The sequence below is a fragment of the Sulfitobacter sp. PR48 genome (genome assembly GCF_028807335.1).
Taxonomy (GTDB): domain Bacteria; phylum Pseudomonadota; class Alphaproteobacteria; order Rhodobacterales; family Rhodobacteraceae; genus Sulfitobacter.
The window spans coordinates 547,302-570,316 of record NZ_JARAMM010000001.1 but is presented as its reverse complement, the minus strand read 5'-3'; the positions used below and the strand labels follow the sequence as shown (position 1 = coordinate 570,316).

At 58.7% G+C, this 23,015-nt stretch carries 21 protein-coding genes; 8 read left to right on the top strand and 13 right to left on the bottom strand.

The features are described from left to right. Positions 1 to 72 precede the first annotated feature (72 nt). From PVW51_RS02740 to PVW51_RS02730, 3 genes are all read right to left on the bottom strand, one after another. Positions 73 to 954, bottom strand: a complete 882-nt coding sequence (locus PVW51_RS02740; RefSeq protein WP_274573506.1) for a ribokinase — start codon at positions 952 to 954, stop codon at positions 73 to 75. Further along, positions 951 to 3,209 (bottom strand): NADP-dependent malic enzyme, encoded by a 2,259-nt coding sequence (locus PVW51_RS02735; protein ID WP_114274029.1) that lies wholly within the window; start codon positions 3,207 to 3,209, stop codon positions 951 to 953. The genes PVW51_RS02740 and PVW51_RS02735 overlap by 4 nt, the downstream gene beginning before the upstream one ends. 75 nt (positions 3,210 to 3,284) lie before the next feature. After that, the gene (locus tag PVW51_RS02730; RefSeq protein WP_274573504.1) at positions 3,285 to 5,015 is read right to left on the bottom strand and encodes a glycosyltransferase 61 family protein; all 1,731 of its coding nucleotides are present in this window, start codon (positions 5,013 to 5,015) and stop codon (positions 3,285 to 3,287) included. 164 nt (positions 5,016 to 5,179) lie between these two features. Between PVW51_RS02730 and mutS the strand changes: the two genes are divergently transcribed. After that, positions 5,180 to 7,801: a DNA mismatch repair protein MutS gene (gene mutS / locus PVW51_RS02725; RefSeq protein WP_274573526.1), complete on the top strand. Its 2,622-nt coding sequence runs from the start codon at positions 5,180 to 5,182 to the stop codon at positions 7,799 to 7,801. Between the two features lie 48 nt (positions 7,802 to 7,849). Here mutS and PVW51_RS02720 read toward each other — a convergent pair whose 3' ends face one another. Continuing rightward, positions 7,850 to 8,413 carry a nucleotide exchange factor GrpE gene (locus PVW51_RS02720; protein ID WP_269363211.1) on the bottom strand — a complete coding sequence of 188 codons (564 nt, stop codon included), beginning with the start codon at positions 8,411 to 8,413 and terminating at the stop codon, positions 7,850 to 7,852. 9 nt (positions 8,414 to 8,422) lie between these two features. Then, entirely contained in the window at positions 8,423 to 9,487 is a 1,065-nt protein-coding gene (hrcA, locus tag PVW51_RS02715; protein ID WP_269363209.1) for a heat-inducible transcriptional repressor HrcA, read from the bottom strand. Between the two features lie 96 nt (positions 9,488 to 9,583). Here hrcA and rph point away from each other — a divergent pair, with 96 nt between their 5' ends. The 3 genes from rph to hemW are packed head-to-tail and all read left to right on the top strand — an operon-like array spanning position 9,584 to position 12,055. After that, positions 9,584 to 10,297, top strand: a complete 714-nt coding sequence (gene rph, locus PVW51_RS02710; RefSeq protein WP_269363207.1) for a ribonuclease PH — start codon at positions 9,584 to 9,586, stop codon at positions 10,295 to 10,297. Then, on the top strand, positions 10,294 to 10,905 hold the full coding sequence (gene rdgB / locus PVW51_RS02705) for an RdgB/HAM1 family non-canonical purine NTP pyrophosphatase (protein ID WP_269363205.1): 612 nt from the start codon (positions 10,294 to 10,296) through the stop codon (positions 10,903 to 10,905). Before rph ends, rdgB begins: the two co-directional genes overlap by 4 nt. Beyond that, positions 10,898 to 12,055 (top strand): radical SAM family heme chaperone HemW, encoded by a 1,158-nt coding sequence (gene hemW, locus PVW51_RS02700; RefSeq protein WP_274573502.1) that lies wholly within the window; start codon positions 10,898 to 10,900, stop codon positions 12,053 to 12,055. The genes rdgB and hemW overlap by 8 nt, the downstream gene beginning before the upstream one ends. Here hemW and PVW51_RS02695 read toward each other — a convergent pair. The 7 genes from PVW51_RS02695 to PVW51_RS02665 form a co-directional block, all read right to left on the bottom strand. Then, positions 12,052 to 12,951, bottom strand: coding sequence for a ParB/RepB/Spo0J family partition protein (locus PVW51_RS02695; RefSeq protein ID WP_274573501.1), 900 nt, complete (start codon positions 12,949 to 12,951; stop codon positions 12,052 to 12,054). The genes hemW and PVW51_RS02695 overlap by 4 nt on opposite strands. 9 nt (positions 12,952 to 12,960) lie before the next feature. Beyond that, on the bottom strand, positions 12,961 to 13,761 hold the full coding sequence (locus tag PVW51_RS02690) for a ParA family protein (RefSeq protein WP_274573500.1): 801 nt from the start codon (positions 13,759 to 13,761) through the stop codon (positions 12,961 to 12,963). Then, positions 13,754 to 14,362 carry a 16S rRNA (guanine(527)-N(7))-methyltransferase RsmG gene (gene rsmG / locus PVW51_RS02685; protein WP_274573499.1) on the bottom strand — a complete coding sequence of 203 codons (609 nt, stop codon included), beginning with the start codon at positions 14,360 to 14,362 and terminating at the stop codon, positions 13,754 to 13,756. Before rsmG ends, PVW51_RS02690 begins: the two co-directional genes overlap by 8 nt. Continuing rightward, positions 14,359 to 16,221 (bottom strand): tRNA uridine-5-carboxymethylaminomethyl(34) synthesis enzyme MnmG, encoded by a 1,863-nt coding sequence (gene mnmG, locus PVW51_RS02680; RefSeq protein ID WP_274573498.1) that lies wholly within the window; start codon positions 16,219 to 16,221, stop codon positions 14,359 to 14,361. The genes rsmG and mnmG overlap by 4 nt, the downstream gene beginning before the upstream one ends. Positions 16,222 to 16,234: 13 nt before the next feature. After that, the gene (gene mnmE, locus PVW51_RS02675; RefSeq protein WP_274573497.1) at positions 16,235 to 17,521 is read right to left on the bottom strand and encodes a tRNA uridine-5-carboxymethylaminomethyl(34) synthesis GTPase MnmE; all 1,287 of its coding nucleotides are present in this window, start codon (positions 17,519 to 17,521) and stop codon (positions 16,235 to 16,237) included. 31 nt (positions 17,522 to 17,552) lie between these two features. Next, positions 17,553 to 18,824, bottom strand: coding sequence for a transcription termination factor Rho (gene rho / locus PVW51_RS02670; protein ID WP_114274041.1), 1,272 nt, complete (start codon positions 18,822 to 18,824; stop codon positions 17,553 to 17,555). Between the two features lie 129 nt (positions 18,825 to 18,953). Beyond that, the gene (locus PVW51_RS02665) at positions 18,954 to 19,403 is read right to left on the bottom strand and encodes a CopD family protein (protein WP_269363195.1); all 450 of its coding nucleotides are present in this window, start codon (positions 19,401 to 19,403) and stop codon (positions 18,954 to 18,956) included. 404 nt (positions 19,404 to 19,807) lie between these two features. Between PVW51_RS02665 and PVW51_RS02660 the strand changes: the two genes are divergently transcribed. Genes PVW51_RS02660 through dnaQ form a run of 4 tightly spaced genes read left to right on the top strand, consistent with a single transcriptional unit; the run spans position 19,808 to position 22,506 of the window. Beyond that, the gene (locus PVW51_RS02660; protein ID WP_274573495.1) at positions 19,808 to 20,407 is read left to right on the top strand and encodes a Maf family protein; all 600 of its coding nucleotides are present in this window, start codon (positions 19,808 to 19,810) and stop codon (positions 20,405 to 20,407) included. After that, positions 20,404 to 21,237, top strand: coding sequence for a shikimate dehydrogenase (locus tag PVW51_RS02655; protein ID WP_269363192.1), 834 nt, complete (start codon positions 20,404 to 20,406; stop codon positions 21,235 to 21,237). Before PVW51_RS02660 ends, PVW51_RS02655 begins: the two co-directional genes overlap by 4 nt. Further along, positions 21,237 to 21,827: a dephospho-CoA kinase gene (coaE, locus tag PVW51_RS02650; protein WP_274573492.1), complete on the top strand. Its 591-nt coding sequence runs from the start codon at positions 21,237 to 21,239 to the stop codon at positions 21,825 to 21,827. Before PVW51_RS02655 ends, coaE begins: the two co-directional genes overlap by 1 nt. Continuing rightward, on the top strand, positions 21,820 to 22,506 hold the full coding sequence (dnaQ, locus tag PVW51_RS02645) for a DNA polymerase III subunit epsilon (protein WP_269363189.1): 687 nt from the start codon (positions 21,820 to 21,822) through the stop codon (positions 22,504 to 22,506). Before coaE ends, dnaQ begins: the two co-directional genes overlap by 8 nt. On the opposite strand, the gene secB is transcribed toward dnaQ, so the two are convergent. Continuing rightward, on the bottom strand, positions 22,503 to 23,003 hold the full coding sequence (secB, locus tag PVW51_RS02640; protein ID WP_443069597.1) for a protein-export chaperone SecB: 501 nt from the start codon (positions 23,001 to 23,003) through the stop codon (positions 22,503 to 22,505). The genes dnaQ and secB overlap by 4 nt on opposite strands. Positions 23,004 to 23,015 lie beyond the last annotated feature (12 nt).

The window sequence follows — 23,015 nt, the reverse complement described above, 5'->3', positions numbered from 1 at the left end:
CTGCGCTCACATCAGGGCGCCAGCGGCAAAATCCGTCTCGCGCGGGTGGGCGACAATGAATGTCAACACGACCTAGGCTCTGGACCCGAAATCGTGGTCCTGGATATCCTTGAGGTCCGGGATCACATCGGCGGTGCCCTGCCGGGCCACCATCAACGCGCCGGCCTTTTGCGCAAGTTCAATCGCGTCGGGCATGTCCTTGCCCCGGTCCAGCGCCGCAACAAGATAGCCGGTAAAGGTGTCCCCCGCGCCGGTGGTATCCACGACGTCGGTCTTGAAAGCCGGAAAATCGCGTTGTGTCCCGTCAGTGCCGGAAATCCAGCGGCAACCATCCGCACCCAGGGTGACGATGATGTCTGCGATCGGCAAATCGCCCAGCGCGGTGCCGGTTGCCTGCTCCAGCTGCGCCGCCTCGACCGCGTTCAGGACCAGCAGATCGACATGCTCGATGATCCGGGTCACGCTGTCGGCCTTGAACGGCGCAGCGGCATAGGCGACCCGCATCCCCAGCAGCCTTGCGGTTTCTGCGGCAAAGATCTGGCCCAGGGTCTCGTTCTGCATCAGCAGGAAATCACCGGGCGATGCCTCGGCAAGCGCCGCGCCGATCATCTGGTCGGTGACCATGTGATTGGCACCGGGGAACAGCACGATATTGTTTTCGCCCGCCGCATCGACGTTGATGTTTGCATGGCCCGTCGCCGTGTCGATCACGGTGATATGCGCCGTTTCGACCCCGTATTCCAGCAGCCTTGCCAGCGCCCAGGTGCCATCCTGACCCACGGCGCCGATGTGCATGACCCGCGCCGCAGCACGCGCGGCGGCAACGGACATGTTCGCGCCCTTGCCACCCAGCCCCTGGTGAAAGCCGGTTGCAGCTATCGTTTCTCCCGGCCCGGGCAGATGCGGCAGGTTGTAGAAATTATCCGCATTGATCGAGCCGAGATTCCAGATCATTCGCCGACCTTGCAGGCCGCAAGAATGGCCATGTTCAGAATGTCGTTGGCGGTGGAGGTGGTGGAGCAGATCTGAATGCTCTTGTCCAAACCTGTCAGGATGGGGCCGATCACCGTGGCACCCGCCATTTCCTGCATCAGCTTTACCGAAATGCTGGCGGAATGGCGCGCTGGCACGATCAGGATGTTCGCGGGGCCGGTCAGGCGCGAGAACGGATATTGCTTTTGCGCATTCGTGTTCAGCGCCACATCGACGGTCATTTCGCCTTCGTATTCGAAATCGACACCCCGAGCGTCCAGGATCTCGGGCGCAAGATGCATCTTTTCCGCCCGTTCAGAGACCGGATAGCCGAAGGTCGAGAAGCTGACAAAGGCCACCCTTGGTTCCAGCCCCATGTGCCGCGCCACGGCGGCGCCGCTTTCGGCTATGTTGGCCAGGTCATTCTCGTCCGGCCATTCGTGAACCAGCGTATCGGCAATGAACACGATCCGCCCCTTGTGCAGCAAGGCGGTGAAACCGGCGGCCCCGTGTTCCGCATTGGCCTCGAACACGTGGTTCAGCCGCTCCAGCACATGCGCGGACTTCCGGGTGACACCGGTGACCAGACCGTCGCCATGCCCATGCGCCAGCATCAATGCGCCGAACACATGCCGGTCACGGGCCGCGAGACGATGAATGTCCTTGCTGTCGAAGCCACGCCGCTGAAGGCGCCGGTACAGAAAGTCCTTGTAGGTGCCCAGATGCTGCGTGTTCGCCGCATTGATGACCTCAAGCTCGCGCACCGCGTCTTCCATGCCGGCCGCTTCCAGTTTCTCCTTCACGTCCTGATCGCGCCCGACGACCAGGGCCTTGCCCAGACCGGCGCGCTGGTACATCACCGCCGCCCGCAGCACCCGCGGATCGTCCCCTTCGGCAAAGATCATCCGGGCCTGGTTGTTCCGCGCCCGCGCGTTGATGCCCCGCAGGATGTTTGCCGTCGGATCCATCCGGGATTTCAGGTTCAGCTCATAGGCATCCATGTCGATGATCGGACGGCGGGCCGCCCCGGTGTTCATGCCGGCCCGCGCGACGGCGGGTGGAATGCGATGGATCAATCGGGGGTCGAACGGGGTCGGGATGATATAGTCGCGTCCGAAGGTCAGCGTCTTGCCATAGGCCACCGCCACCTCGTCCGGCACATCCTCGCGGGCGAGGTTAGCCAGCGCATGGGCACAGGCGATCTTCATCTCGTCGTTGATCGCGCGGGCATGAATGTCGAGCGCCCCGCGAAAGAGATAGGGAAATCCAAGGACGTTGTTCACCTGGTTCGGATAATCGCTGCGCCCCGTGGCCACGATGGCATCCATGCGCACGGCGTGGGCCTCTTCCGGTGTGATTTCGGGGTCGGGGTTCGCCATTGCGAAAATCACCGGGTTGTCGGCCATGCTTTCGACCATCGCGGGCGTCACCGCGCCCTTGACGCTGACGCCCAGGAACACATCGGCCCCCTTCATCGCCTCGTCGAGCGTGCGCAGCTTGGTATTCGCGGCATGGGCCGACTTCCACTGGTTCATGCCCTCGGTACGGCCCTGATAGATGACGCCTTTGGTGTCGCACATGATGCAATTGTCATGTTTGGCACCCATCGACTTGAGCAGTTCAAGACAGGCGATACCGGCCGCCCCGGCACCGTTCAGCACGATGCGCACATCCTCGATCTTTTTCCCCGACAGATGCAGCGCGTTGATCAGACCTGCAGCACAGATCACGGCGGTGCCATGCTGGTCATCGTGGAACACGGGGATGTCCATCTCTTCCTTGAGACGCTGTTCGATGATGAAACATTCAGGCGCCTTGATGTCCTCAAGGTTGATCCCGCCAAAAGTCGGCCCCATCAGGCGCACTGCGTTGATGAATGCTTCGGTGTCTTCCGTATCCAGCTCGATGTCGATGGAGTTCACATCCGCGAACCGTTTGAACAGGACGGACTTGCCCTCCATCACCGGTTTGGACGCCAGCGCGCCCAGATTGCCCAGCCCCAGCACGGCGGTGCCGTTTGAAATCACCGCCACAAGGTTGCCCTTGTTGGTGTAATCATAGGCCGTTTCCGGGTTCTGCGCGATCGCCTCGCAGGGCACTGCAACACCGGGCGAATAGGCAAGGCTCAGATCGCGCTGTGTCGTCATCGGGACGGTCGCGGTGATCTCGAACTTGCCCGGACTCGGCTCAAGGTGGAACGCAAGTGCTTCTTCGGAGGTGATACGATTGTTTGACACAGACAGGGCCCTTTGGATTTTCTGGGACTAATAACCGTGAATTGACCCATGCACAATCTCAGCCCGAACGCTCGCTCAGGCGATGTAACGCACCCATTCATGGTTTTTGACAAAGGCGCTGTGCCGTTCCGGGAAATCGGACTTCAGCCGGGACAGCGCCCAACGGATCACCTGCGGGCGTTCGCAGCGGTTTGCGCACCAGATGATCCTGATCAGGGTTTGCCACCGGGTCGGGTCGGCCTTGAAGGATTTGTCCAGCGCGACAAGCTCTGATTTCGGCTCGTCCAGCTCCTTGTGGCAATCCGCCTTCAAGATGCAAAGCTCGACATCTTCGGTGACCATGTTTGCATGTTGCTCCAGCACCGCGACAGCGCGGGCGGCAGACCCGGCCTGAAACAGCCGCCGCGCCAGACGCCCCACGGCATCGACGGACTTCAGGTCAGGTACATGGCCAAGGATGCTCACGACAAACGCCATGATCTGCGCAACCGCCACCTCGGAAACGGCAACAGGGACAATGGAATCCTTGCTGAAATGTGGCTCTACCAAGGGGTCTTCGGCGTTGAAATCCGCAAAGAAGCTGATGTACCTGCATTGCGATGCATTGGCGAGCGGCCAGAAATCGCCCCATCTGAATTGCGCCGTCTGCAGGGTTCCGATCTCGATGACATGGGCATCGGGACTGGCAAAAAGCATGTTCGCAAACCCCGCACCATGATAGGAAATCATCACCTCGGCCCGCGCCATCAGCGCAACCTGTTCGAGGGGGTGCAGGTTTTCGAAAACGACGTACTCAAAGTCGAAAAGCCCAAGATGCTCCAACAGCAGGTCCTCGCCTGCCATATGCCTGTCACGGCTTTGCCGCGAGTCCCGTCCGACGAAGAACCGCCTGGGCAGATGCGGAAACTCCTCACCCTCAATCGCCGCCAAAGCCCGGTCGCGCAGGGCAAGCAACATGCTGCTGACCGAATTCATCGCCAGGTTCGCATTGGACCTGGTGTTCAGCAGATCTTCGTCCTGATCAACGGCGGCAGGCGCAATGGCCGCGATCCCCGCCAGCATCTCCTTTGGCATCTGCGCATGGCCACCAAGGAAATCATATGCGGTCAGGACCCTGTCATACTCCTTTGGCGCACGTTCGAAAAAGACCCGCCCGGTATATTCGGGGAACAACGCCTCGACGAAGGCTTCGGTAAAGGGGCGGTGTTTTTCCTCGGCGTTGGGGAAGTGGAAGTAGATGTTTCCCTGAAAGTCCAGACCATCCAGCAGGGTCAGTTGAGGCAGTGCTTCCGTCAGGAAATGATAGAAATTGAACGTGTTCCGGCATTCGACCGCAAAGGGAACATCAGGCTCTAACACGTCGGAATACAGCGGTATCTCCCGCGACGCATTGGCGCGGCGGCATTCTGCCAGATAGGCGTCCAGCATCATGTCCACGTCAGATTCTGCGTCTTCGTTTTCCCAACGATAGCGGTTGATCAGCCGCGTCCCGGAGGCCCCGCTCAGCAACAGGCGATCATGCGCCATGATATAGGATTTGCGAAAACTGGCCTGTTCCAGCACGACCGGCACCGCGTTGAACTCAATCGCCTTGCGAAAGACCTTCTGCTTTTTCGTCACGGCAAGGAATGAAAAAATCTTTTTGTTGATCTCTTCATGCGCGCTGGCTGCGAAACCCTCGATGACCGCACGGGGCATCGGCCGCCAGATAAATTCCGGCGCACGCAGCAGGCTGATCCCCTCGTCCACCCATGGATTCAGGAACAGGGTCTCGGGCGGAAATTTCAATTCGATCTTGTTGCGCAAGGATCGGTGTCTTTCTGCGGCGTGGATGTTGCCAATGTTTCTAGCACGCCTGTTCAACCCGTCCACCGCGAAGGATCACGCCGCCCCTTTCGTTGTGCGACCTGTTTTTGTACAGACACACAATAAAGGGAGAAAACCTGGTGAGCAGCGAAAAAGTAACGCCGATGATGGCGCAGTACCTGGAGCTGAAGGCGGGCTACGCCGATGCGCTGCTGTTCTATCGCATGGGCGATTTCTACGAAATGTTCTTTGACGATGCCGTCGCGGCGGCGGAGGCGCTGGATATTGCCCTGACAAAACGCGGTAAACACGCGGGCGATGACATCCCGATGTGCGGTGTCCCCGTCCATGCGGCCGAAGGATATCTGCTGACCCTGATCCGCAAGGGGTTTCGCGTTGCCGTCTGCGAACAGATGGAAAGCCCGGCGGAGGCCAAGAAACGCGGCCACAAATCCGTCGTGAAACGCGATGTCGTGCGGCTGGTCACCCCCGGCACGCTGACCGAGGAAACGCTGCTCGAAGCGCGGCGCCACAATTATCTTGCCGCCTTTGCCGAAGTCAGGGACGAAGCGGCGCTGGCCTGGGTCGATATCTCCACCGGCTTCTTTCAGGTGATGGCCCTGCCCGCCGTCCGGCTTGGCCCGGAACTCGCCCGCCTTGCCCCCGCTGAACTGATTGTCTCCGAGTCGAGGGAAGCGGACTATCGCCATCTGGAAACGGAATTCGGCACCGCCCTGACCGGCATCGCGCGCTCCGCCTTTGACAGCACAAATGCCGAAAAGCGGATTTGTGCGCTCTATGAGGTGGGCACGCTGGACGCCTTCGGCAGCTTCACCCGTGCCGAGGTCTCGGCGATGGGCGCGCTGATCGACTATCTGGAGATCACGCAAAAGGGCAAGCTGCCGCTCCTGCGCCATCCGCAAAAGGAAAGCGAGGCCCGCAATGTCCAGATCGACGCGGCCACGCGGCGGAATCTCGAACTGACCCACGGGCTCGGCGGCGGGCGCGCGGGATCGCTGCTGGCGATCATGGACCGCAGCTGCACCGCCGGCGGCGCAAGATTGCTGGAACGTCGCATTTCCAGCCCTTCGCGCGTGTTAGAGACGATTTCGCAACGGCTGGAGGCGGTGTCATACGGATATGACAACACCCGTATAACCCGGCAAATCAGGGACAGCCTGCGCAAGGTGCCGGATCTGGACCGGGCACTGTCGCGCCTGTCGCTCGACCGCGGCGGGCCAAGGGACCTTGCAACCATCCGGAACGGGTTGGCCGAAGCCGCCCTGCTGGCCGAAACCCTGCGTGAACAGGATCTGCCCCCCTTGCTGGCATCGGCAGTTGACGGGCTGAACGGCCATGACAGCCTGACCGACCTGTTGGATCAGGCCCTGATTGCAGAGCCGCCCCTGCTGGCAAGGGACGGTGGATTCATCGCGCCGGGTTATCACGCCGAACTGGATGAGGCGCGGCAGCTGCGCGACGAAGGGCGCAGTGTCATCGCCTCCATGCAACAGAATTATGTCTCTGACACGGGGATTTCCTCGCTCAAGATCAAACATAACAACGTCCTGGGCTACTTTATCGAGACGACAGCAACCCATGCGGAAAAGATGTTGTCAGCACCACTGTCAGAAAGGTTCATCCACCGCCAGACCACGGCCAATCAGGTCCGGTTCACAACCGTCGAACTGTCCGAAATGGAGACCAGGATCCTCAACGCGGGCAACCACGCGCTGGAGATCGAAAAGCATCTGTTCGAAGACTTGAAACAGGCGGTTCTGAACCATGCCGCCGGAATCGGCGTGGCGGCCTCCGGCCTGGCGGAAATTGATCTGGCCTTCGGTCTGGCCGATCTGGCGCAGGCGGAAAACTGGGTCAGGCCCATTGTCGACGATTCACGCGCCTTTGACATTTCCGGGGGCAGGCACCCGGTGGTCGAACGCGCCCTGCGGCAACAATCCGGCGATCCCTTTGTCGCAAATGACTGCGATCTGGGGATCGACGGCGATGGCGCGCATATCTGGCTGCTGACCGGGCCGAACATGGCGGGTAAATCCACCTTCCTGCGCCAGAATGCGCTGATCGCACTGATGGCGCAAATGGGCAGCTTTGTACCCGCGGACAGCGCACATATCGGCCTGATCAGCCAGCTGTTCAGCCGCGTCGGCGCCTCCGACGATCTGGCGCGGGGGCGGTCCACCTTCATGGTCGAAATGGTCGAAACCGCGGCGATCCTGAATCAGGCAGATGATCGCGCCCTTGTCATCCTTGACGAGATCGGCCGCGGCACCGCCACCTATGACGGCCTGTCCATCGCCTGGGCCACGCTGGAATACCTTCATGACGCCAACAAGTGCCGCGCCCTCTTCGCCACCCATTATCACGAGATGACGGCGCTTTCGAACAAGCTGGACGGCGTCGACAATGCCACGGTTGCGGTCAAGGAATGGGAAGGCACGGTCGTCTTCCTGCACGAGGTCCGCAAAGGTGCCGCCGACCGGTCCTACGGGGTTCAGGTGGCGCAGCTTGCAGGACTGCCGGAAACCGTGATCGCCCGCGCCCGCGTTGTGCTGGAGGCCCTGGAAAAAGGCGAGCGCGAGGGCGGTGCGACCCAGAAAACCCTGATCGACGACCTGCCGCTGTTCTCGGTCAACCCCGCCCCGGCACCGGTGAAACGCCAGAAATCCGAAGTTGACGAACAACTCGCCGCGATCATCCCCGATGAGCTGACACCAAGGGAAGCGCTTGATCTGCTCTACAAACTGAAAGAGGCGGCCAAAACCTGACCGCCCCTTCATTGTTCTTTCAAATACACAAAATCGACGGTTGCCGCGTTAACCAGCAGGGGTTGAAGACACGCCTACCTGTGCCGGGCGCAGCAGACGGTCATGCAGCATGAAGCCTTCTGCGGCGACCTGGATGATATCGCCCGCCTTGGTATCGGGAACCGGGGCCTCGAACATCGCCTGATGGTGCTTGGGATCGAAACGATCACCAACTTCGGGCGCGATGACTTCGATACCGTGTTTCTTGAACACGTTCAAAAGCTCGCGCATTGTCAGCTCGACACCCTCAAGCACCGGGCCCGATACGGCGCGCTGTTCTTCGGTTGCCGCTTCCAGGGCACGCTTCATGTTGTCATAGACCGGCAGCATGTCACGGGCGAGTTTCGACCCGCCATAGTTCTCGGCCTCGCGCCGGTCCTTGTCCGACCGCTTGCGCGCGTTTTCGGCATCTGCCAGAGCCCGCATGAAACGGTCCTTCAGCTGATCGCGCTCTGCCCGCAGCTGGTCCAGTTCCAGTGCTTCATCGTCGATTTCCGCCATGCTGTCAGCAAATTCTTCGTCTTCCGCCGCATCAATATCGTCGAGAAAATCATCGTTCTTCGGCTCAGCCATTTTTCCCCTCTAGCTCCGGTCGGAAACCAGTTTTCCGACCAGTTGCGCAGTATAATTTACAATCGGCACAATGCGACCGTAGTTCAGCCGCGTGGGACCAATCACACCGACGGCCCCGATCACCTTTCGATCAGCGTTCATATAAGGGGAAACCACCAGAGAGGAACCCGAAAGTGAGAAAAGTTTGTTCTCTGAGCCGATAAAAATGCGAACACCGTCGCCACCTTCGGCAAGTTCGAGAAATTCGGCGATATCACGCTTCCTCTCAAGGTCGTCGAACAGGGATCTGATGCGCGCCAGGTCTTCCTCTGCCGCGTCGATTCCCAGCAGATGCGACCGCCCTCTGACGATCAGCCGCTCGGAATTTTCGTCGTCCCCGGTCCAAAGCGCCAGACCACTTTCAACCAGTTGCTGCGCCAGAAGGTCGATCTCCTGGCGGCGTTCCGCGATTGTCTGCGCGATGCTGCGCTGCAGCTCGCTCAGGGTCTTGCCCTCAACCAGGGAGTTCAGGAAATTCGCCGCCTCGCGCATCGAACTGGGGGTCTGTCCCGGCGGCGGCGTGAACAGGCGGTTTTCCACATGACCATCCGAAAACACCAAAACAACCAGTGCGCGGTCATGAGACAGTGAAACAAACTCGATGTGTTTGATCGGCGCCTCGTGTTTCGGCGTCAGCACCAGCGACGCGCCCTGCGTGACGCCCGACAATGCCGACCCGACCCGGTCTAGCAGGCCACTGACATCGGAGACGTTATCGCCAAGGGTTGCGTCGATCTTTTCGCGATCCGTGTCTGTGGGTTCGCCCAGCTCGATCATGCCATCCACGAACATCCGCAACCCCAGTTGCGTCGGAATGCGGCCAGCGCTGACATGGGGAGAGCCCAGAACCCCCATGTATTCGAGGTCCTGCATGACATTGCGAATCGTCGCCGCGCTGACCTTTTCGCTGAAATCCCGCGTCAATGTGCGCGAGCCGACGGGATCACCGCTGGAAAGATAGCTTTCGACAACCCGGCGAAACACTTCGCGGGACCTTTCGTTCATTTCTTTCAAAAGATCCGAGGTATCACTCATGCCCCCAATAAAGGTGCCATTGGTGGAAACGTCAATCGGGGTTGCATCATTGCAGTGCTGGGCGCTATGCCAAAGGCAGTTCAAAAAGGATCATACATGCGACCTTCAGGCCGGAAACTCGATGAAATGCGCGCTGTCTCTGTTGAGGTCGGCTTTACCAAACATGCGGAAGGATCCGCGTTGATCAAGGTGGGCGATACCCATGTTCTGTGCACCGCCACGATCGAGGATCGGGTGCCACCTTTCATCAAGGGCTCCGGGCTGGGCTGGGTGACAGCGGAATACGGCATGCTGCCCCGCGCGACCAACACGCGTATGCGCCGCGAATCCGCCATGGGCAAGCAAGGTGGCCGGACCGTCGAGATCCAGCGCCTGATTGGCCGTGCCCTACGCGCAGGCGTCGACCGCGTGGCCCTGGGCGAACGCCAGATCACAATCGACTGCGACGTGCTGCAAGCTGATGGCGGCACCCGTTGCGCCTCCATCACCGGCGGCTGGATCGCGCTGCGCCTTGCGGTGAACAAGCTGATGAAGGCCGGGGATGTTATTTCCGACCCGCTGGTCGATCCTGTTGCTGCGGTCAGCTGCGGCATCTATGCGGGCCAGCCGGTTCTTGATCTGGACTACCCGGAAGATTCCGAAGCGGGTGTGGACGGCAACTTCATCATGACCGGCAGCGGCAAGCTGATCGAAATTCAGATGAGCGCGGAGGGATCGACCTATTCCCGCGATCAAATGAACCAGTTGATGGATCTGGCCGAAAAAGGCGTTTCCGAACTGGTCGCCATCCAGAAATCCGTCACCGCATGACCCGCAAGTTCACCGAGACCCGGATCCTCTTTGCCACCCACAATGCTGGCAAGCTGGAAGAGGTGCAGCAGCTGTTCGCGCCTTACGGCGTCTCGGTTGTCGGTGCTGCCGAAATGAACCTGCCGGAGCCGGAAGAAACCGAAAATACCTTTGTCGGCAATGCGCGGATCAAGGCCCACGCAGCCACGAAGGCCACCGGCATCCCTGCCCTGTCGGACGATTCCGGGATCGAGGTCGAGGCGCTGGACAACGCGCCCGGCGTCTATACCGCCGACTGGGCCGAAACGCCGAACGGCCGTGATTTTCTGATGGCGATGACCAAGACCCATGACCTGCTGGAGAAGGCAAACGCCCCGCACCCGCGCCGGGCAAGGTTTTGCGCCACGATGGTCCTGGCCTGGCCGGATGGCCACGACGAGGTTTTTGAGGGAACCGTGAACGGCACTCTGGTGTGGCCGATCCGGGGCGAACTGGGGCACGGCTACGACCCGATGTTTCAGCCCGACGGGCATGAACAGACCTTTGCGGAAATGACCGCCGATCAGAAGAACGCCATCAGCCACCGCGCGGATGTCTTCGCCAAGCTGATCACGGGCTGCTTTGACTGAAGACTGGCAAAACGGGGGCTTCGGCCTTTATATCCATTGGCCCTTTTGCGAGGCGAAATGCCCTTATTGTGACTTCAACAGTCACGTCAGCCGCCGGATTGACCATGCCGCTTGGCGCGATGCCTATCTTGTCGAACTGAAGCGCGCGGCCGCCGAAACCAGAGGCCGGGTGCTGAATGCCGTTTTCTTTGGCGGCGGCACGCCCAGCCTGATGGAACCGGAAACGGTCGCAGAGATCATCACGGCGATCCGGGCGCATTGGCCCACCGCAAATGATCTGGAAATCACGCTTGAGGCCAACCCGGGCTCCGTCGAGGCGGGCAGGTTTGCGGCCTTCAAACAGGCGGGCATCAACCGGGTTTCAATGGGCATACAGGCCCTGAACGATCCGGACCTGCGACGTCTGGGGCGGTTGCACAACGTGGCAGAGGCGCTGACCGCTTTTGACATTGCCCGAAATGAATTTGACCGCGTCAGCTTTGACCTGATCTATGCCCGGCAGGATCAGTCGCTGGCGGATTGGGAAGCCGAGCTGAAACAGGCACTGTCCCTCGCGATAGATCATCTGTCTCTCTATCAACTGACGATCGAAAACGGCACGGCCTTTGGCGACAGATACAGCAGGGGCAAGCTGCGCGGCTTGCCCGACGAAGACCTCGGCGCTGATCTGTATAATCTGACGCAGGAGATCTGCGGCACCATGGGCATGCCCGCCTATGAGGTGTCAAACCACGCCCGCGATGGCGCGCAATCCCGGCACAACCTTATCTATTGGCGCTATGGCGATTACATCGGCATCGGCCCCGGCGCGCATGGGCGCCTGACCATCGGCGGGCAAAAATGGGCGACGGAATGCTATGGCCAGCCCGACCGCTGGCTGACTGGTGTGCAAGACATCACTACCGAAAAGCCCCGCAGCCTGTTGTCCGGAAAGGATCAGGCGGCGGAATATCTTCTGATGGGTCTGAGGCTGAAAGAAGGGATCGACCCAAAACGTTACGCCGCCCTAGCCGGAGAGGTTCTGAGCCCCTCCGCCCTGGACCACTTAACAGAGATCGGCATGCTCGATCAGGCGCGTGAAAGAATAACCGTTACAGATCAAGGGTTTATGGTCCTGAACTCGGTCATTGAGACCCTTTTGCCCGGTTAGGACCCGCCCAGAATACGGCAAAGCTCATCCAGTTGCTCAAGTGACTCGTATTTGATCGTCAATTGGCCGGATTCCTGCCCCGGCTTGTGATCCAGCGTCACCTTCATGCCAAGTGAAGCGGACAAATCCCCTTCGAGCGCCCTGGTATCCGCATCCTTTTCTTCCCGCGACGCGGCATTTGACGACGTCTTTGTGGGGGCGGCATCTCCCTTCAGCTCATTCCTGACCAATGCCTCGGCAGCGCGTACAGACAGACCACCTTTGACAATGGCCTGTGCCAACTTCAAAGGGTCCGATGCCGGAATAAGCGCCCTTGCGTGACCAGCGCTGAGGTCGCCGCTGCGCACCATGTCGATCACCGGTTCAGGCAGCGTCAACAGCCGCAAAAGGTTCGCGATATGGCTGCGGCTCTTGCCCAGGGCCTCTGCCATCTTTTCCTGCGTATGGCCAAACTTGTCCATCAATTGCCGGTAACCTGCCGCCTCTTCAATCGCATTCAGGTCAGCCCGCTGAATGTTCTCGATGATGGCGACTTCAAGCACTTCAGCATCTGAAAAATCGCGGACGATAACCGGAAGTTCATGCAGCTGCGCCAGCTGCGCCGCCCGCCAGCGGCGTTCGCCGGCGACAATTTCGAAACTGTTGTCAGACCGGACGCGCACAATAAGCGGCTGAATCACGCCTTTTTCGCGGATTGAGGATGCAAGATCGTTCAAATCCGACTGTTCGAAGCGCTTCCTTGGCTGGTCCGGGTTCGGTGAAATCCGCTCAATCGGGACGAATTGATCTGCCGCTGCAATGCCCTGGGCCGCGACCCGTTCCGATTCCGTGACATCCGACATCAGGGCAGACAGGCCTCGACCCAAGCCGCGTTTCCGTTCCTGTTTATCTGCCATGTCGTTTCCTCAGATTGAATTGTTATGGATCAGTTCTTTTGCAAGCGCACGATATGCCGAAGCGCCTTTTGACGCGCTGTCATAGGTAAGGACCGGCATCGCAAAGCTGGGCGCCTCGCTGACCCGCACGTTCCTTGGGATGACAGTCTTGAAAACAAGATCGCCCAGATTGCTCCGCGCGTCGCTTTCCACCTGTTGCGACAGGTTGTTCCGCCTGTCGTACATCGTCAGAACCACACCTTCGATGCGCAAATCCTTGTTTCCGCTTTGCCGGACCTCGCGGATTGTCAGCATCAGCTGCGAAAGCCCTTCCAGGGCGAAAAATTCGCTTTGCAGGGGAACAAGGATGGAATGCGCCGCGATCATCGCGTTGACTGTCAGCAGGTTAAGTGATGGCGGGCAGTCGATCAGGATATAGTCCAGAGCAAAGGCGTCCATTGCCGTCTGCCTGAGCGCATCATGCAAAAGAAAGCTGCGTTTTTCATTTGATATCAGTTCGATATCAGCCGAGCTCAGATCAATTGTCGCCGGGACGATGTACAGGCCTTCGAAATCCGTCTCCTGAATGACCTCGTCCAGCGAAATGTCTTCAAGCAGCAGTTCATAGGTCGTAAAATCACGCGCATCGCTCTCCACCCCCAGGCCGGTGGAAGCATTCCCCTGCGGATCCAGATCAACCACAAGAACGCGTTTGCCGGCTTCGACCAATGCAGCCGCCAGATTGATGGAGGTCGTTGTCTTTCCGACCCCGCCTTTCTGGTTTGCAACCGCAATGATTTTCGGCCCTTGGGGACGGGACAGGTCAGACACGCGATACATCCTTGATCAGCAAAATAGCGGCTTCAGCGCTGGTCTTACTCTTAACGGGGTCCAGGGAATATGACCACAATTGTCGTGCGGCTTCATCCTCTTTCCGCCAGTTCTGACCTTTTGGAAAGATAGCTGTTCCGCTCTTTGCCAGGTGCAATTCCGTGAACTCCAGAAGGGCCGGCAAATCGGCCAATGCCCGCGCTGACAGAACATCTGCTCCCAAAGGCGGAAGCTCTTCGATTCTCTCCGCAATCACCTTTGCATTCAATCCAAGTTCCCGGATCGCAGTTCTCAGAAAAGTTGCCTTGCGCAAATCGCTCTCGACCAAGGTGATCCTGGCCTCCGGCCGCGCCTCTTTCGCGATGATGGCAATGACAATCCCGGGAAATCCGCCGCCGCTGCCCAAATCCACCCAATGTTCAAATTCAGGCGCCAATTCAAACAATTGAGCCGAGTCAGCAACATGCCGTTCCAAGATGCCATCGACGCTGGCCTTTGAAATCAGGTTGATCCTGACCGTCCAGCGTTCGACCAGTTCGGAAAACTGCGTCAGAAGATCCGTTGTTTCACGTGAAACATTCAAGCCGTCCAAAGATGTCATGCCCGCAACCGGTTATCCAGACGCCGCAAGCGCGACAGCAACAGGGTCAAGGCGGCAGGTGTCATCCCCTCGATCCGCGCGGCCTGGGCAAGATTGGTCGGTTTCGCCTGAATCAGCTTGCCTTTCAACTCGTTCGACAGCCCTTCAAGGGCATTGTAATCGAAATCAACGGGAATCTTGAACCCTTCATCCTTGCGAAGAACATCAATATCCTTCTGCTGTCTGGCGAGGTAATTGGCATAAAGCGCGTCATATTCGACTTGTTGCTTGATCGACCCGTCGAGCGATTCAAGTTCCGGGAACAGGGGTTCAAGATCGGAGAACGCAACATCTGGAAAGGACAGCAATTGCATGCCGGTCCTACGGCCCCCATCCCGGCTGATCACGACGTCAATATCCGTGAGCTCCTTGGGAGTGAAGCTTCGGCCTTCAAGGATGGATTTAGTCCTGGTCAGGTCGCCGAGTTTTTGTTCAAAAGCCTCTTTTCTCCGATCAGATACGCAACCGATCTCGATGGCCAGGGGTGTCAGCCGCTGATCCGCGTTGTCAGCGCGCAACGAAAGCCGGAACTCGGCCCGGGAGGTAAACATTCTGTAGGGTTCAGTCACACCGCGGGTGGTCAGATCGTCGATCATCACACCAATGTAGCTTTCCGCCCGGCTGAACAGGATTTCAGGCTGCTGCCGTACAGATCGCGCCGCATTCAGACCCGCTACCAGCCCCTGCGCCGCCGCCTCTTCGTAACCGGTGGTTCCGTTAATCTGGCCTGCAAGGAAGAGTCCCTGCACATCTTTCAGCTCAAGACTTGGCTTGAGCGATCGCGGATCGACGAAATCATATTCGATCGCATAGCCCGGCTGAAGGATAACCGCCTCCTCCAACCCTTTGATCGAGCGGACATAAGCCTCCTGCACATCCTGGGGCAGCGATGTGGAGATCCCGTTGGGATAGATCGTATGATCATCGACGCCTTCCGGCTCAAGAAAGATCTGATGCGAGGTCTTTTCCGCAAAGCGCACAACCTTGTCCTCGATGGAGGGGCAATACCGTGGACCTGTTCCTTCGATCATCCCACCGTACATCGCTGAACGATCAAGGTTTTTGCGGATGATGTCGTGGGTGCCTTCGTTTGTATGGGTGATCCCACAGGAGATTTGCCGCGCAGTTACCTGATTGGACAGAAAGGAGAACAGCACAGGGTCATCGTCACCCGGCTGCATCTGCAAATCCGTCCAGTCAATCGTGCGCCCATCCAGACGCGGGGGTGTCCCTGTTTTCAAGCGACCCATGCGCAGATCAAACTGGTCAAGCCGCTCCGCCAGCCGAACCGAGGGGCGATCGCCCATTCTGCCGCCGGAATGCGATACGTCGCCGATATGAATAAGCCCGCGCAGGAAGGTCCCGGAGGTGAGGATAACAGCACCAGATTGCAGCCTGGCGCCCGTCGCCAGTTCAACTCCGGTAGCTCTTTTCCCTTCCATGATCAGATCGACAACTTCACCTTCCACAATGGTCAGATGCGGTTGATTTTCAGTCTCCCGCAGCATCGCTTGCCGATACAGCTTGCGATCCGCCTGGGTTCTTGGGCCCTGAACCGCCGGGCCTTTCCGCCGATTCAGCAGCCGGAACTGAATGCCTGCTTCATCCGCGACACGGCCCATCACGCCGTCCATCGCGTCGATTTCGCGAACAAGATGCCCTTTTCCAAGACCGCCAATGGCCGGGTTGCAGGACATGACGCCGATATCCTCACGCCGCATGGTGACAAGTGCCGTCTCCGCACCCATACGCGCAGCAGCATGTGCCGCCTCCGCGCCAGCGTGGCCACCGCCAATGACAATCACATCAAAATGTTTCACGTGAAACACTCCATCATTTCCCAATGCAGAAATTCGCAAAAATCTCGTCGAGGAAGTTTTCAACATCTACCCGGCCAATCAGGCTTTCCAACGCCTGAATCGCCAATCGCAATTCCTCTGCTGCGAAATCATACTGGTCTGCGCCGCCTGAAGCCATCACAATTGCAGATTGGAGGGATTCCCGCGCATGTAGCAAGGCGACGCGATGCCGTTCCTGGGTGGCAAGGCCCGCATTCTGCACGCGGCCTTCCAGGATGGACTGAATCTTCTGGATCAAGGCGGACAGGCCCTCGCCGGTTCGGCCTGAAATCGCGCCAGTCTTGTCCTGCCTCATGTCCGCTTTTGGCAGCACCTGAATGTCATCCGGCAAAGGTTGCACCATCAGCTTTTCATCTTCCTCACAGAGGAACACCCGCAGATCTGCCGCCTCGCTCCGCGCCACGGCCCTTTGAACACCGATCTTTTCAACGCTGTCCTCCGTCTCCCTCAGACCGGCGGTGTCGAGGAAAGTCACCGGCAGACCGCCAATATCCATCCGCACCTCGATCACATCCCGGGTCGTGCCGGCGACCTCTGAGGTGATCGCGGCATCCCGGCCGGCGAGGGCATTCAGCAAGGTCGACTTCCCGGCGTTGGCAGGACCGATGATTGCCACCTCAAACCCCATACGGATCCGCTCTGCCGCGCCAACCCCGGCGATTTCGGCGTCAATGCCTTGCATGACACCTTGCAGCAATGCTGTAACTTCCGGCGTGACATCAATCGGCACGTCTTCATCGGCAAAATCAATGGTGACGGTCAAAAGCGAGGCGGACCTGATCAGATCCAGGCGCCATTGCTCTACCCGTTCACCAAGTTTTCCCGAAAATCCGAGCATGGCCTGCTTGCGCTGCGCTTCGGTCTCCGCGTCGATCAAATCGCCCAGACCCTCGATCTGCACCAGATCCAGACGGCCGTTCTCAAGCGCGCGTCGTGAGAATTCGCCAGGTTCGGCAAGACGGGTATTGGGGAAGGCGCCCAAACACCGCAGCACCGCGCGGATGACCGCAATGCTGCCGTGCAGGTGAAATTCAACAACATCCTCGCCGGTGAAACTCTGCGGTCCGGCAAAGCACAGGACAAGCGCCTGATCGAGAAGAGAGCCGTCCGGCCCATGCAGGTTCCGAACAGCAGACCGCCGCGGCTCCGGCAGGGAACCGGCCAGGGATTCACCTATGGCGAAGGCGTCCGGGCCAGAAACCCGGACAACCGCAACCCCTGCCCGGCCCATGACAGTTGCCTGGGCGAAAATCGTGTCCATTTCACTTAACCTATTGTTATTAAATAATAACTCAGGTGTTCATTGAATCAAAGAAATCCGAGTTCGACTTGGTTTGCTTCAGTTTGCCGATCAGGAACTCGATGGCATCTGTGGTGCCCATCGGGTTCAGAATCCGGCGCAGGACAAAGGTTTTCTGCAGATCGATCTTCTCGACCAGCAGGTCTTCCTTACGGGTGCCCGATTTGAGAATGTCGATGGCCGGGAACACGCGTTTGTCCGCAATCTTGCGATCCAGAACGATTTCAGAGTTACCCGTGCCTTTGAATTCTTCAAAGATCACCTCGTCCATCCGGCTGCCGGTGTCGATCAGCGCGGTTGCGATGATGGTCAGCGATCCGCCCTCTTCGATGTTCCGGGCCGCCCCGAAGAAACGCTTGGGGCGCTGCAGCGCATTGGCGTCCACACCACCGGTCAGAACCTTGCCGGAGGACGGCACCACGGTGTTGAACGCACGGCCAAGGCGGGTGATGGAATCGAGCAGGATCACAACGTCGCGCTTGTGCTCGACCAGCCGCTTTGCCTTTTCGATCACCATCTCGGACACGGCCACGTGGCGTGTTGCCGGCTCGTCAAAGGTGGAGGAGACAACCTCACCCTTGACCGACCGCTGCATGTCGGTGACTTCCTCGGGCCGTTCGTCGATCAGCAGAACGATCAGGTAGCATTCCGGATGGTTCTTCTCGATCGAGTTGGCGATATTCTGCAGCAGAACCGTCTTACCCGTCCGCGGCGGCGCAACGATCAGGCAGCGCTGGCCTTTGCCGATGGGCGATACCAGGTCGATGATCCGGGCCGACCGGTCCTTGACCGTGGGGTCGTCCACTTCCATCGTCAGGCGCTCATCCGGATAAAGCGGTGTCAGGTTTTCGAAAGCGACCTTGTGGCGCGCCTTCTCCGGTTCTTCAAAGTTGATCTTGGTCACTTCGGTCAGGGCAAAATAACGCTCGTTGTCGTCAGGTGCCTTGATCAGCCCTTCGATGGTGTCACCGGTCCGCAGCGACCATTGGCGGATCATGTCGGGCGACACGTAGATGTCATCGGGGCCCGGCAGATAGTTCGCCTCTGGCGACCGCAGGAATCCGAAACCGTCCTGAAGCACCTCAAGCACACCATCACCCGAGATTTCCCAGCCTTCATCCGCGCGTTCGCGCAGGATCTGGAACATCATCTCGCCCTTGCGCATGGTGGAGGCGTTTTCGATCTCAAGCTCTTCGGCCATGGCGAGAAGGTTCTTGGGCGTCTGCGCCTTCAGATCGGCAAGGTTCAGTGTATCTGTTGTCATGGAAAATCCCGTTCAGCGGCAACACGCAGGGCGTTGGCTGGTCATCATTGCAATGTTGAAGCTAGGCAATCACCCCGGACGGGGCGTTGCGATGGGATATAGGGCCCGGCAGGCACGGAGTCAATCAGCTCAGAACTTCACGACCACCGAAAGGACAATCACGATCATCAGAACGGTCGGAACTTCGTTCATCAGGCGGTATTGCCGTCCCGTGAACTGGTTCCGCCCCTCGCCAAACTCCCGCATCCGCGCCATCAGCCATTCATGGAAACCGGTCATCGCGATGACGCAGGCCGCTTTCGTATAGGGCCAGATCGCCGACCAATCCACGATCCCCGGTGTGAAGACAAGGGCAAGGCCGAAAACCCAGGTTGCGATCATCGCCGGTCTCATGATCACCGTTGCCAGCTTGAATTCCATCTGGGTGAAAATGTCGTGGGTGCTGCCGCTCAATCCCGCTTTCTCGGTATGATGGACAAACAGACGCGGCAGATAGAACAGCGCAGCCATCCATGAAATCACGGAGATGATGTGCAGCGATTTGGTCCAAGGGTAGGCGAGGGCTAGAAGGTCAGACATATCCCACTCCGGTTTCTGTGCCCTTCTAATAATAATAAAGAAAAGAAGAAAGATGATGTAGTATGTAGGGAGCCAGGAAACTGTGGATTACTCTCTTTCACCCGCAGATGTCCCCAGTCGGATAACGGTTCAGGCGCTGTGTGCATAACATCTCGTCAAGAGCCAAAAATCGCCCCTGAATCTGCTATGTGACCTGTCTCATCGAGTTTGGCCCTGTGGATATCCATAAGGACAATTTTAACGAAAACCGATTCCTCCCGGATCCGGACTTGTCCTTTTCCACGCGGGAACTTTTACGGCATAAGGCGGCGAGATCGTCGGAGAACCCGCTGTTTGCGGGTGGGCTGTCGCTCTCGGTAAAAAGTCCTTAATTACTCCTTAACGTCTTACACAGGGTTATCCCCATGTCTCAGCCGATCATACTGGCATCCGGATCGTCCATCCGCGCGAAACTGTTGCAACAGGCCGCCGTCCCTCATTCGGTCGAAACTGCCCGGATCGACGAAGAGATGATCAAGTCCGCGCTTATCGCCGAAGAGGCGCCGCCGCGCGACATCGCTGATACGCTGGCTGAAATGAAGGCGCGCAAGATCAGCGACAAACATCCTGATGCGCTTGTCATCGGATGTGATCAGGTCCTGGATCACCGGGGAAAGCTACTGTCCAAGCCCGACAGTCAGGAGGATGCGATCCGCCAGCTTGCCCAGCTGCGCGGGGACCGGCACATGTTGTTGTCTGCCGCTGTCATCTGCGAGGGCGGAAAACCGATATGGCGGCATGTCGGGCAGGTCAGACTGCGGATGCGGGACATTTCAGACAGCTATCTGAACGACTATGTCACCCGCAACTGGGAGAGCATCCGACATGCCGTCGGATGTTACAAACTGGAAGAGGAAGGATCGCGATTGTTCACCTCCATCGAAGGGGATTACTTTCACGTTCTGGGTATGCCATTTTTGGAACTCCTGAACTATCTGGCCTTGCGCGGAGACCTTGCGACATGACTTTGCCGAAAATACCGCTTGCAGGCGTGATTGGATCACCGATTGCACATTCCAAATCGCCGCAATTGCAGGGGCATTGGCTGAAAACATATGGAATTCCAGGGTATTACATCCCCATGGATGTCTCTGTTCAGGATCTTGAGACCGTCGTCCGGTCGCTGCCAAAGATGGGTTTTGTCGGTGTGAACGTCACCATTCCCCATAAGGAAGCGGTGATGGAGATAGCTGATCTTGTGACAGATCGCGCAATCCTGATTGGCGCGGCGAATACGCTGATCTTTCGCAAGGATGGCAAGATTCATGCAGATAACACAGATGGTTACGGGTTTATCGAGAACCTGAAAGCAGGTGCGCCCAACTGGAACCCCAAGTCCGGCCCGGCGGCGATCCTGGGTGCCGGGGGCGCGGCACGGGCGGTGATAGCATCGCTGCTGAATGCCGGCGTGCCCGAGATACTCCTTTCAAACCGTACCCGCGTCAGGGCGGAGAAGCTGAAATCCGATTTCGGCAGCAGAATCCGTGTCTATGACTGGGTTCAGGCAGGCAACATGCTGGATCATGCGCATCTTGTCGTGAACACGACGTCGCTCGGCATGATCGGCAAGGGCGAGATGCGGGTGCCGCTGGACGGGCTGCAGCCCGGTGCGGTGGTGACCGATCTTGTCTATGCCCCGCTGAAGACCCGGCTGCTTGAAACCGCCGAACAGATGGGATGTGTCACCGTTGACGGTCTGGGGATGTTGCTGCATCAGGCCGTGCCGGGGTTTGAACGCTGGTTTGGCAAACGTCCGGAGGTGGACCGCGCAACCCGTGCGGCCGTGCTGCGCTGATGTTCGTACTTGGTCTGACCGGGTCCATTGGCATGGGCAAATCCACGACCGCCCGCATGTTCGCTGATGAGGGCTGTGCCCTCTGGGATGCGGATGCAGCCGTACACAGGCTTTATGATGTGAATGGCGCGGCGGTGGCCCCGATACAGAAGGTCTTTCCGGATTCTGTTCAGGATGGCGCGGTTTCGCGGCTGATCCTGAAAGAGATCATCAGCCAGACGCCGGACGCCCTGAAACAGATCGAAAGCATCGTGCATCCGCTTGTCGCGCAGGATCGTGCCGTGTTCCTGGAGCAGGCAACGGCGGATATTGTGGTTCTGGACATCCCCCTGCTATTCGAAACCGGAGGACAGGCGCGGGTCGATGCCACGGTCTGCGTTTTCGTCGATGATGAGACACAGCGGCAACGGGTGCTGGAACGCGGTACGATGACCCCTGCCCAGTTCGAAGCCATCAAGGCGAAACAGATGCCGGCGGCAGAAAAACGCGCCCTAGCAGATTACGTGATCGAAACGGATACGATCGAACATGCAAGAGCGCAGGTGCAGGATGTTGTGATGGACATTCGGGAGAGGTTGAAAAATGCGTGAAGTTGTCCTTGATACGGAAACCACGGGGTTCGATCCCGAGACAGGCGACAGGATCGTCGAAATCGGCGCGGTTGAACTGATGGGCCATATGGCCACGGGCCGGACCTATCACCAATACATCAATCCCGAGCGCGCGATGCCGGACGAAGCCTTTCAGGTACATGGGCTGGGCGATGATTTCCTGCGGGACAAACCCAAATTTGCGGAGATCGGTCAGGCGTTCCTGGATTTCATCGGTGATGCCAAGCTGGTGATCCATAACGCCGCATTTGACATCAAGTTTCTGAATGCAGAGTTGAAATGGATGAACCTGCCGCAGATCCCCTGGGAGCAGGCCATAGACACGCTTGCCATCGCCCGGAAAAGGTTCCCCGGTTCGCCCGCGTCCCTTGATGCGCTGTGCCGGCGTTTCAACATAGACAATTCATCGCGGACCCTTCACGGGGCGCTTCTGGACAGTGAAATTCTGGCGGAGGTCTATCTTGAACTGATCGGCGGGCGGCAGCCGGATTTTGCGCTATCGGCAAAGCCGGAAGCGGCGTCAGGGGAAACGCAGGCCGAATGGACCCCGAAGCCAAGGGCAAATCCCCTGCCCTCCCGATTGTCGGAAAAAGAGGCCGCCGCCCATGCCGAGTTCATCGGCAAGCTGGGCGGCGACGCCATGTGGGGTAAGGGTTAGGCGTCTGCCTTGGGCGGCGTTTCGGCCTGACGGCGCGCAACCTCGTTGCGGTACATCGACATGAAGTCGATGTTTTCCAGGTTCAGCGGCGGGAAGCCGCCATCGCGCGTGATGTCGCTGACGACGCGGCGCAGGAACGGAAAGATCATCCGCGGGCATTCGATCAGCAGGAACGGGTGAATCTGGTCGTCCGGCACGTTCTCGATGTGAAAGATGCCGACATAATCCAGCTCAAGCACGAAAAGCGTCTGATCGCCGCCCTTGTTCTTGGAGGTGATATTCAGCTTGATCGCGGATTCGAACTGATGATCTGCCGGGCGCTTTTTCGCATCCAGATTGACTTGTACCTGCACATCGGGCTGCACATCTGTGGGCGCCCCTTTCTGTGCCATGATGTTCTCGAATGACATGTCACGGATAAATTGGCCCAACACGCGCATTGTTGGTGCGGTTGGTTGTGCAGCTGCTTCTTCGGCCATGGAAATTCCCTCGGTAATATTGGTTGGACC